At 64.4% G+C, this 11,038-nt stretch carries 8 protein-coding genes and 1 tRNA gene; 8 read left to right on the forward strand and 1 reads right to left on the reverse strand.

The genetic code is table 11. The annotated features are described in order from the left end of the window. The first annotated feature begins 80 nt into the window (after window positions 1-80). From BM408_RS18990 to mdoH, 8 genes are all read left to right on the forward strand, one after another. Window positions 81-157: transfer RNA gene (locus BM408_RS18990), tRNA-Met, on the forward strand. 140 nt (window positions 158-297) lie between these two features. Continuing rightward, window positions 298-807: a hypothetical protein gene (locus tag BM408_RS18995; protein WP_092131876.1), complete on the forward strand. Its 510-nt coding sequence runs from the start codon at window positions 298-300 to the stop codon at window positions 805-807. Window positions 808-966: 159 nt separating this feature from the next. After that, the gene (gene miaB, locus BM408_RS19000; protein WP_092131878.1) at window positions 967-2,310 is read left to right on the forward strand and encodes a tRNA (N6-isopentenyl adenosine(37)-C2)-methylthiotransferase MiaB; all 1,344 of its coding nucleotides are present in this window, start codon (window positions 967-969) and stop codon (window positions 2,308-2,310) included. 33 nt (window positions 2,311-2,343) lie between these two features. Further along, on the forward strand, window positions 2,344-3,765 hold the full coding sequence (locus BM408_RS19005) for a sensor histidine kinase (RefSeq protein WP_175541844.1): 1,422 nt from the start codon (window positions 2,344-2,346) through the stop codon (window positions 3,763-3,765). Then, window positions 3,749-4,405 (forward strand): hypothetical protein, encoded by a 657-nt coding sequence (locus BM408_RS19010; protein WP_092131881.1) that lies wholly within the window; start codon window positions 3,749-3,751, stop codon window positions 4,403-4,405. Before BM408_RS19005 ends, BM408_RS19010 begins: the two co-directional genes overlap by 17 nt. 7 nt (window positions 4,406-4,412) lie before the next feature. Further along, window positions 4,413-5,771 (forward strand): sigma 54-interacting transcriptional regulator, encoded by a 1,359-nt coding sequence (locus BM408_RS19015; RefSeq protein ID WP_092131882.1) that lies wholly within the window; start codon window positions 4,413-4,415, stop codon window positions 5,769-5,771. 239 nt (window positions 5,772-6,010) lie between these two features. Continuing rightward, window positions 6,011-7,621: a glucan biosynthesis protein G gene (locus BM408_RS19020; protein WP_092131885.1), complete on the forward strand. Its 1,611-nt coding sequence runs from the start codon at window positions 6,011-6,013 to the stop codon at window positions 7,619-7,621. Then, window positions 7,597-9,597 carry a glucans biosynthesis glucosyltransferase MdoH gene (mdoH, locus tag BM408_RS19025; protein WP_092131887.1) on the forward strand — a complete coding sequence of 667 codons (2,001 nt, stop codon included), beginning with the start codon at window positions 7,597-7,599 and terminating at the stop codon, window positions 9,595-9,597. Before BM408_RS19020 ends, mdoH begins: the two co-directional genes overlap by 25 nt. Before the next feature lie 64 nt (window positions 9,598-9,661). Here mdoH and ffh read toward each other — a convergent pair whose 3' ends face one another. Continuing rightward, complete coding sequence (gene ffh / locus BM408_RS19030) at window positions 9,662-11,020, reverse strand: signal recognition particle protein (protein WP_092131888.1); 1,359 nt, start codon at window positions 11,018-11,020, stop codon at window positions 9,662-9,664. Window positions 11,021-11,038 lie beyond the last annotated feature (18 nt).

Below are 11,038 nucleotides of genomic sequence, written 5' to 3' on the forward strand. Positions count from 1 at the left end.
GGGGGAACAAGTTACACGCAGTGAGTTTGGACGGGGGTGGGCATAAACCGCTCAAGTTTTGGCTATAATCGTCGGCTGTCGGTCGTATAGCTCAGTTGGTTAGAGCGCAGCATTCATAATGCTGATGTCGGTGGTTCAAGTCCACCTACGACCACCAGGAATACTTTTCAAAGCCCCAGAGGGTCCCCTCCCCTGGGGCTTTGTTCTTTGTGTTCTTCAGTTTTCGGGGGCTTTTATGGCGCTCCCACGGCATTCTTTGCTATCCTTTTGATATTCAACAGCCTCTGGACACATACCATGAACCGCTGCAACAGTAGTCTGACTCCCTTCCTGGCGGCACTGGCCGCCTCTGCCGGCCTGCTGGGCCTGCCCGCGCTGGCGCAAACCGAAGCGGCAGTGACGGTAACGTCGGCAGCAGCATCGGCAGCGACAGAAGTGCCCGTCAAACCCAATGTGCGTCAATTCCCCGCCAAAGCGCTTCGCGGTGAACTGGTCGTACTGGTGCCGCCGGTGATCTCGCTGGACGGCAAGCAGGACCGCCTCTCGGTGGGCGCGCGCATCCGCGACGTCAACAACCATTTTGTGCTGTCCGGCCCCTTGCGCAACCAGAAACTGGTGGTGAACTACGTGCGCAACCCCGGCGGCCTGATTCAGGACATCTGGATCCTCAATGCCGAGGAAGCCAAGGAAAAACGTGCCGGGAACAACGGCGGCACGATCTTCAACATCACCACCGGCTCCGACACCACCACGCCTGTGGACAACGGCAAGACGCCGTACGACCAGCTGCCGGCCTACAAGCAGTAATCCGCTGGACTTGGCCTGACTTGTATCGCACCCACAGCGATCAGGCACAAAACCAGCTCCCAGCCCTTTCAAATGGGCGCAAGCAGCTCCCAATTAAATAGCAGACCGGTTGACCTTTCCGGCGCCACTGCCCCCGATATCCAGCCCCGACAGCACATCATGAGCAAAAAAGTCTTTATCAAAACCTTCGGCTGCCAGATGAACGAGTACGACTCGGACAAGATGTCCGACGTGCTCCATGCCGCAGAGGGCTACGAGCCCACGCAGGACATGGAGCAAGCCGACCTGATCCTCTTCAACACCTGCTCGGTGCGTGAAAAAGCGCAAGAGAAAGTGTTCAGCGACCTGGGCCGCGTCAAGCACCTTAAAGAAAAAGGTGTGCTGATCGGCGTGGGCGGCTGCGTGGCCAGCCAGGAAGGCGCGGCCATCATCCAGCGCGCGCCCTACGTCGACGTGGTCTTCGGCCCGCAGACGCTGCACCGCCTGCCGCAAATGCTGGCCAGCCGCGCACGGCTGGGCAAGCCGCAGGTGGACATCAGCTTTCCCGAGATCGAAAAATTCGACCACCTGCCGCCGGCCCGCGTCGAAGGCGCCAGCGCCTTTGTCAGCATTATGGAAGGCTGCTCCAAATACTGCAGCTATTGTGTGGTGCCCTACACCCGCGGCGAAGAGGTCTCGCGGCCGTTTGAAGACGTGCTGGTCGAAGTCGCCGGCCTGGCCGACCAGGGCGTCAAGGAAGTCACCCTGCTGGGCCAGAACGTCAACGCCTACCGCGGCACCATGGGTGGCACAACTGAAATCGCCGACTTCGCCACGCTGCTCGAATATGTCTCCGACATCCCCGGCATTGAACGCATCCGCTACATCACCAGCCACCCCAACGAGTTCACGCAGCGCCTGATCGACGCCTACGCCAAACTACCCAAGCTGGTGAACCACCTGCACCTGCCGGTGCAGCACGGCTCGGACCGCATCCTGATGGCGATGAAGCGCGGCTACACCGCCATGGAATACAAAAGCACCGTGCGCAAGCTGCGCGCCATTCGCCCCGACCTGGCCATGAGCAGCGATTTCATCGTCGGCTTTCCCGGCGAGACGGAAGACGACTTCGGCAAGATGATGAAGCTGATCGACGAGATCGGCTACGACACCTCGTTCAGCTTTATCTACAGCCCGCGCCCCGGCACACCCGCCGCCGCATTGCAGGACGACACGCCGCACGAAGTCAAACTCAAGCGCCTGCAGCATTTGCAGGCCACGATTGACGACAACGTGCGCGCCATCAGCGCCAGCCGCCAGGGCACGGTGCAGCGCATCCTGGTGGAAGGCGCTTCGCGCAAGGACCCGACCGAACTCATGGGCCGCACCGAATGCAACCGCGTGGTCAACTTCAAGGGCCAGCCGCGCCTGATCGGCCAGATGCTGGACATCACCATCACCCAGGCCACGCAGCGCTCGCTGCGCGGTGAAGTCCTCACGCGGGACGTCGCCGTTGCGGCCTGACGCCCCGGCCTGTTGCTGACGCACCCCACGCGCATGCTGCAGAGATTCTCGTTCCGGCAACTGCTGGTCATCGCCTTCCTGCTGATTGCGGCCCTGCTGGGCGCGGCCTCGCTGCGCGCCCTGTTCACCCTGGAAGACCTGACCAAGCAAAGCCGCAGCAATGCCGCCCGCGCGCTGGAACTGAGCGGCGCGGCGCAGTCGCTCAGCGAGCGCAGCCTGTCGATGGAACGCACCTCGCGCCAGTCCGTCGTGCTGGACGACCGGGTGCTGCGGGAACGCTTTGGCGACGAAGTGCGTGAGACCACCGAAATCCTGGACGGCCTGGCCCGCGAAGACATCCCCATGGCGCGGGCCCGGCAGTGGCGCTCACATCTGCAAGCCATTGCCGGCCTGCTGACCGGCCCGCCCGACACCGCACTGGACCGCGAACGCCAGCTCGCGCAGGAGTTTCGCGAGCTGGAGGGCATCAACGCTGCTATCGCGGTGCAGGTGCAGCAGGCCATCCAGCAGCGCAACAAGTCACTGGAAGGCAAGCTCGAAGCCAGCCGCCAACAGTTAGCGCAGCAAGTCACCTGGGCCATCGTGCTGGCGGTCGCCATGGCGCTGGCCTTCGGCGTGTGGTTCACGCTGCCGCTGCGGCGGCTGGAAAACGCCATCGTCGGCCTGGGTGAAAACCGGCTTGACCAGGTCATTGCCATCCAGGGGCCGGCCGACCTGGCGCTGGTCGGGCAGCGGCTGAACTGGCTGCGCCTGCGGCTGGTGGAGCTGGACGCCGACAAGTCGCGTTTTCTGCGCCACATTTCGCATGAGCTCAAAACGCCGCTGGCCTCGCTGCGCGAAGGCGTGTCGCTGCTGGAAGACGGCGTGGCCGGCACGCTGACCAGCGACCAGCGCGAGATCGCGCAAATCCTCAAACACAACACCGGCGTGCTGCAAAGCCAGATCGAAGACCTGCTGCGCTTTAACACCGCGGCCTTCGAGGCGCGCCAGCTGCGCCGGCAAAGCGTCGACCTGCTGCAGGTGCTGGAAGAGCAGGTCTATGCGCAGCGCCTGCAATGGCGCGCGCGCGAGCTGACCGTCACCGTCGTCGGCGAGCCGCTGGTGATGGAAATCGACACCGAAAAAATCGGCACGGCGCTGGCCAATCTGCTGTCCAACGCCATCCGCTATTCGCCGGCCAAAGGCCTGATCCGGCTGGAGCTCAGCCACCAGCGCGGCTTTGCCCGCATAGACATCCACGACCAGGGGGTGGGTGTGGCCGAAGGCGACCGGGAGCGGATTTTTGAGCCCTTTTACCGCGGCGAACGCCAGCCCACCGACGTGGTGCGCGGCAGCGGGATTGGCCTGTCCATCGTCCATGAATACATTGCCGCGCACGGCGGAAGCATCTCCCTGATGCCGGACCAGCCTGGTGCACACTTCAGAATAGAGTTACCCCATGCCTCCAAGTACTGATTTTTTCCTTCGCCTCAGTGCGCTGCCCGCCTTGATGGCGGCGGCCTTGCTTGCTGCGTGCAGCAGCGGCCCTGCCCCTGAGCGCAACACCGATGCAGCAGCCGCCCAGGCAGCCCGCGCCGCGGCCTCTGCCGCTGAAGCCGCGCGGCCCGCCCCCAGCCAGCCCGCGGCACTGCCGGAGTCGGTGGTGTTTGCCAGCGGCATGACGCTGCGCATGCTGGCCTATGCTGAGCGCGTGCGCGTCATGCCGCCGGCCGAACTCACGCAGGAAACCGCGCGGCTCGGCGATGCCGCCAGCCCGGAGGCGCAGGTTCAGCTCTCGCTGGTGCTGAGCCAGTTGCGCCAGTTGCCCGAGCTGATACGCGCGCAGGAACTGCTCGCCCGCGTGCTGGGCAATGCCGACGCCCAGCCCCTGCACCCGCTGGCCCGTTTGCTGGCATCGCGCTACGCCGAGCAGCGCCGCCTGGAAGAAACACTGGACAAGCAGAACCAGCAATTGCGCGACGTGCAACGCCGCCTGGATCAGACCAACGAACGCCTGGAGGCGCTCAAGGCGATTGAACGCAGCCTGACCAGCCGCCAGCCCGCCGCGCCGGCCTCGGCGCCTTCGAACAACCGGGCCCGGCCGGCCGCACCCTGAGCGCGCCATGAACGACAGCACCATCTCGCCCCACCTGCTCGTTGTCGACGACGATGCGGACATGCTGCGCCTGCTCACCATGCGGCTGACGGCGGCGGGTTACCGCGTCACGGCTGTCACTTCAGCCGAAGCCGCGCTCACACAATTGCATATCGAGCGGCCGCAGTTGGTGCTCAGCGATGTACGCCTGCCCGGCCGCGACGGCCTGGCGCTTTTTGACGATATCCGCCAGCAGCACCCTTCGCTGCCGGTGATTTTGCTGACCGCGCACGGCACAATCCCCGACGCGGTGGAAGCCACCGAGCGCGGTGTGTTCACTTACCTCACCAAGCCGTTTGACGGAAAAGGCCTGCTCGACAAGATCGCCCAGGCGCTGGCGCTGAGCGCGCCCGCCAACCCGGCCAGGCGGGGCAGCCCCGAGGCCTGGCAAAACCAGATCATCAGCCGCTCCAGCCGCATGGCCGAGGCGCTGGCCGAAGCGCGCATGGTGGCGCAATCAGACGCCAGCGTACTGCTGCGCGGTGAAAGCGGCACCGGCAAGGAGTTACTGGCCCAGGCCATCCACCAGGCCGGCGCGCGCGCCAGCAAACCCTTTATCGCGGTCAACTGCGGCGCCATTCCCGAAGCCTTGCTCGAGTCCGAGCTGTTCGGCCACGTCAAGGGCGCCTTCACCGATGCGGTAGCCAATCACAAAGGACTGTTCCAGGCGGCCGACGGCGGCACCTTACTGCTCGACGAGATCGGTGACATGCCGCCCGCCCTGCAGGTCAAACTGCTGCGCGTGCTGCAGGAGCGCGTGGTGCGGCCGCTGGGCTCCAGCCAGTCGATCCCGGTGGACGTACGCATCATCTCGGCCACGCACCGCGACCTGGATGCCGCCATGGCCGAGGGCCAGTTCCGCGCCGACCTCTATTACCGGCTCAATGTGGTCACGCTGACCCTGCCGCCGCTGTCGGAGCGGCGCGAAGACATTCCGCTGCTGGCCAATCACTTCCTCCTGAAGCTGGCGGCCAAGTACGACAAGCGCCTGAGCGGCTTTGCGCCCGAAGCCCTCAAAGCCTTGACCACCGCGGCCTGGCCGGGCAATGTGCGCCAGCTCTACAACGTGGTGGAGCAGGTCTGCGCGCTATCAACCACGCCGCTGGTGCCGCTGGCGCTGGTGCAGCGGGCGCTGCGCTCACCGAGTGTGCAGGTGCTCACATTTGCCGAAGCCAAGCAGCACTTTGAGCGCGACTACCTGGTGGGCTTGCTTAAATTGACCGACGGTAATGTGGCCGATGCGGCGCGGCTGGCCGACCGCAACCGGACCGAGTTTTACCGCCTTATGCAAAAGCACGGGCTGACACCGGGCCACTTCAAGGCTTAGTTTGTCCTGAGTTTGTCGCCGCCCCACCGGGTGCCGTCGCTGTCAGGCGACAGGCTTAAGCCCTTGATTTAAAACGATTTAATTCAAGCACCTCGATAAACTGTCGCTGATTGGCGACAAAAACAGCGATTCTGGGCGCTCCTGGGCCTGATTACATTTGGTTAAGTCAGGTATCACGCCCAAGCTGTTGATTTAAAACAGTTTTTCGAAACTGGCACAGGGTTTGCCCTAGTCATGGCATGCCAGCTTTTTTCCTGCCTTTTTTTGATGCCTCTGTTGGCCTCAAACGCGGCGCCCACTTTCTCCAGCGGGCCCGGATCGCGGCCTGCGCCAGCCTGGCGGTACTGACGCTCGCAGCCGGCCAGGCACATGCTTTTGACCTGGACGATGTGGCCGCTATCGCGCGCCAGCGCTCGCAAGCGCCCTGGCGTGAAGCCTCCCATGCCGTGCCCACTGAGCTGGCAAAAATGGAGTACGACGACTACCGCGACATCCGTTTCAACGCCGCCAGCACGCTGTGGCGCGCCGACAAACTGCCCTTTGAAGCGAACTTTTTCCACGTCGGCCGCCACGGCGATTCAGTCCGCATTCACGAAATCACGACAAGCGGCGTGAAGCGCCTGCCTTACGACCCCGCTACTTTCAATTTCGGAAAAAACAAACTGTCACCCGAAACCTGGGGCGACCTGGGCCACGGCGGCGTGCGCTTTTTCAGCAACCTCAACTCGCCCACTTACAAGGACGAGCTGGTCGTCTTCACCGGCGCCACCTACTTCCGCGCGCTGGGCTCGGGCCAGCGTTATGGCCTCTCGGCACGCGGCCTGGCCGTCGACACCGCAGGCGGTGCGGGCGGGGCCAAGGAAGAGTTTCCCCGCTTCACGGATTTCTGGCTGCAAAAGCCCATGGCCGACAGCAAGCAGCTGACGGTATTTGCGGTGATGGATTCGGAGCGCATGACGGGCGCCTACCGCTTTGACATCCAGCCCGGTGAGCAGACCACCACAAATGTGCAGGCGCGCATTTTCATGCGCCCAGCCGCAACCAGCGGCAACAGCGCGCCTGTGACCTCACTGGGCATCGCGCCGCTGACGAGCATGTTTTTCTTTGGTGAGAATCAGCCCCGCCCGGGCGATTTCCGGCCCGAGGTGCACGACTCCGACGGCCTGATGATGGCCACCGGCGAGGGTGAATGGCTGTGGCGCCCCTTGCAAAACCCCTCATCCCCGCTGGTCACGTCTTTCGCCATGAAGTCGCTCAAGGGCTTTGGCCTGATGCAGCGCGACCGCACCTTTGCCAACTATGAAGACACCGAGGCCCGCTATGAAATGCGGCCCAGCGCCTGGGTTACGCCCGTGGGCGACTGGGGCGCCGGCCGTGTCGAGCTGCTGCAATTTGCCACGCCAGATGAAACACACGACAACGTGGCCGCCTACTGGGTGCCTGAAAAACTGCCGGCCCCCGGCCAATCGCTCGACATCGCCTGGCAAATCAGCTGGCAGGGCAAAAACCAGCAACTGCCGCCCAACGGCTGGGTAACGCAGTCACGGCGCGGCTTTGGCTACGCCAAGGCCGGCACCGACCTGAAAGACCAGGTCCAGTACGTCATCGACTTTGCCGGCCCGGCGCTGGACGCGCTGCCCGAGGACGCGAAGGTCGAAGCGATTTCCACGGCCAATGCCAACGGCCGCGTGCTCGAAAGCCTGGCCTACAAAAACCCCGCCACCGGCGCCTGGCGCATGACGCTGCGCGTGCAGCGGCTGAACGCGGCCCAGCCTGTTGAGCTGCGCGCCTTCCTCAAACACGACAACCACACCGTAAGCGAAACATGGACCAACCTGATTACACCCTGAGCACCGCTGCCGCGCGCAGCCCCCTGCGTGAGGAACGTCATCCGAATTCGGTCACGGCGCCGCCGCTGAACCGCGGCTCGATGGCGCCGCGCCCCTGGCGCGGCTTCTGGAACAGCATGGCAACCGCCGTGCTGCTGCCCATGCTCGCCTTGTTCAAGGCCGCCGACCCGGCCGCCCTGCGCCCGCTGCCTTCACCGCGGCCCGAGCCCTGGCAGCGCGCGGCCAGACGCCGCCGCGCAGTTTTTCTGCTGCTGACGCTGGTCAGCACGGTGCTGGCGACCAGCATCTTTGCCGACATGCAGCCCGATTACGACAACGCCTGGCTGCAATACGGCCAGATCACCCTGTTTGCGCTGCTATCGGCCTGGGTGGTGACCGGTTTCATGACCGCGATGATGGGTTTTTACGTGACGATCTTCGGCGACAAACACGCGCTGTCGGCCAAAAAGGTCCAGCATGTTCCGCTGGACGCGTCCACACGCACGGCCATCATCATGCCGATCTGCAATGAGGACGTGCGCACCGTGTTCGCCGGCCTGCGCGCCACCTGCGAGTCGGTCGCAATGACCGGCCATGTGCAGAGCTTTGACGTGTTCGTGCTGTCGGACAGCAACAACCCGGCCATCATCAAAGCCGAGCGTGCCGCATGGGAAGACCTGCGCACCCAGCTGGCCGGCCACCCTGACCAGCCGCAGATCGAGGTCTATTACCGCCTGCGCAAACGCCGCACCGACCGCAAGGCCGGCAACGTGGCGGACTTCTGCCGCCGCTGGGGCAAGGACTACCGCTACATGGTGGTGCTGGATGCCGACAGCGTGATGAGCGGCGACTGCCTGGTCTCCATGGTCAAGCTGATGGAAGCCAACCCCAAGGCCGGCATCATCCAGACCGCGACACAGGCCATCGGCCATGTGACGCTGCATGCGCGCGCGCAGCAGTTCGCCTCGCGCGTGACGGGCCGACTCTTCACGCTGGGCATGCAGTTCTGGCAGATGGGCGAGTCGCATTACTGGGGCCACAACGCCATCATCCGCATTGAACCCTTCATGAAGCACTGCGCGCTGGCGCATATCAAGGGTACGGGCGGCATGGCCGGCAGCATCATGTCGCACGACTTTGTTGAAGCCGCACTGATGCGCCGCGCCGGTTACCACGTGTGGCTGGTAGGCGACCTGGTGGGCAGCTACGAGCAGCAGCCGCCCGATTTGCTGGCCGAGCTGCAGCGCGACCGCCGCTGGTGCCAGGGCAATCTGCAAAACTCCCGCCTGATCGCCGAGCCGGGCATCCACCCGGTGCACCGCTCCATGTTCGGCACGGGCGCCATGGCTTATCTGTCGGCGCCACTGTGGCTGTGCTTCCTGACGCTGGGCACGGCACTGTGGCTGTCGGGCTCGCCCATGATTGCCGACTGGACGCTGCTGCCGGGCGAGCTGATGGCGCTCTGGGGCTGGACGCTATGCATGCTCTTCTTGCCGCGCATCCTGGGCATCGTGGCCGTGCTGGTCAACCGCCAGCAGGCTTCTTATGGCGGCACCGCCAGCCTGCTGCGCAGCGCCTTGCTCGAAACCCTGATCGCGCTGCTGCAGGCGCCCATCCGCATGCTGGCGCACTCGCTGTTTGTGGTGGTGGCCCTCACCGGCCTGAAGCTCGAATGGAAGTCGCCTCCGCGCGAAGCGGCCGCTGTGCCCTGGCGCCATGCGCTGGCGCAGCTGGCGCCCATGTCGGGCGTGATCGTGCTGCTGGCCGTCGGCATTGCGGTGATCGATGCGCGCGCACTGATCTGGCTGATCCCGGTGGGCCTGCCGCTGCTGCTGGCAATCCCGATGACGGTGCTCACCAGCAAGGTCGGTGTGGGCACGGCGCTGCGCGCGCAAAACTATTTGCTGATTCCGGAAGAGACCCGCTCGCCGGCGGTGCTGCGCCGCGCCTGGCTGCATGCGAGCCGGCTGGCCAAGCCGCTGCTGAAAGCGGCCTGAAACCCCTTCCTCCAATAAAAAAAGCCGCTTGATCAAGCGGCTTTTTTTTGATGGCTCCGACGCCTCAGAACTTCGGCATGCCCTTCATGCCGCCCATGCGCTTCATCATTTTCATCATGCCGCTGCCCTTCATCTTTTTCATCATGCCCTGCATCTGCTCGAATTCGTTGAGCAGGCGGTTGACCTCCTGAACGTGTACGCCGGAGCCGGCGGCGATGCGGCGCTTGCGGGTGGCCTTGATGAGTTCGGGCTTGCGGCGCTCCAGCGGCGTCATGCTCTGGATGATGCCTTCCTTGCGCTTGATGTCTTTTTCGGCCTTGTCCATGTCGACCTGGCCGGCTTTGGCGGCCATCTGCGCGGGCAGCTTGTCGAGCAGGCTCGAGAGCCCGCCCATGTTTTTCATCTGCTGCAGCTGGCTCAGGAAATCGTTGAGGTCAAAGCCGTCGCCGGACTTGATCTTGGCGGCCAGCTTCTGGGCCGAGGCCATGTCCACCCCGGCGGCCACCTGCTCGACCAGCGCGACGATGTCGCCCATGCCCAGGATGCGGCCGGCGTGGCGCTCGGCGTCAAACACTTCCAGGCCGTCGATCTTCTCGCTGGTGCCGGAGAACTTGATGGGCGCGCCGGTGACCTGCCGCACGCTCAGCGCCGCACCACCGCGCGAGTCGCCGTCGGTTTTGGTCAGGATGATGCCGGTGAGCGGCAAGGCTTCTTTAAAGGCCTTGGCGGTGTTGACCGCATCCTGACCCTGCATCGCATCGACCACAAACAGGGTTTCAACCGGGTTCAGGATGGCATGCAGCTCCTTGATTTCGGCCATCAGGGCTTCGTCAATGGCCAGCCGGCCGGCCGTGTCGACCAGCAGCACGTCAAAGAAATGCTTGCGCGCGTAGTCGATGGCGGCGCGGGCGATATCGGCCGGCTTCTGCTCGGGCGTGCTGGGAAACCACTCGGCGCCGGCCTGTTTGGTCACCGTCTTGAGCTGCTCGATGGCGGCCGGGCGGTAGACGTCGCCCGAGACCGTCAGCACTTTTTTCTTGCGCTTTTCAATCAGGTGCTTGGCCAGCTTGGCGGTGGTGGTGGTTTTACCCGCGCCCTGCAGGCCGGCCATCAGGATGACGGCGGGCGGCTGGGCCGCCAGGTTGATGTCGCTGACGCCCTCGCCCATGGTGGCGGCGAGTTCCTTGTTGACGATGCCGACCAGCGCCTGCCCCGGCGAGAGCGAGCCCATCACTTCCTGGCCCAGCGCTTTTTCCTTGACCCGGGCGACGAAGTCGCGCACCACCGGCAGGGCCACGTCGGCCTCCAGCAGCGCCATGCGCACCTCGCGCAGCATGTCCTGCACATTGGATTCGGTGATGCGGGCCTGGCCTCGCATTTCCTTGACGAGGCGGGATAACTTGTCGGTAAGAGCTGAGGCCATGGGAAGGCGCCACGGGCG

The organism is Polaromonas sp. YR568 (genome assembly GCF_900116715.1).
GTDB lineage: Bacteria > Pseudomonadota > Gammaproteobacteria > Burkholderiales > Burkholderiaceae_C > Polaromonas.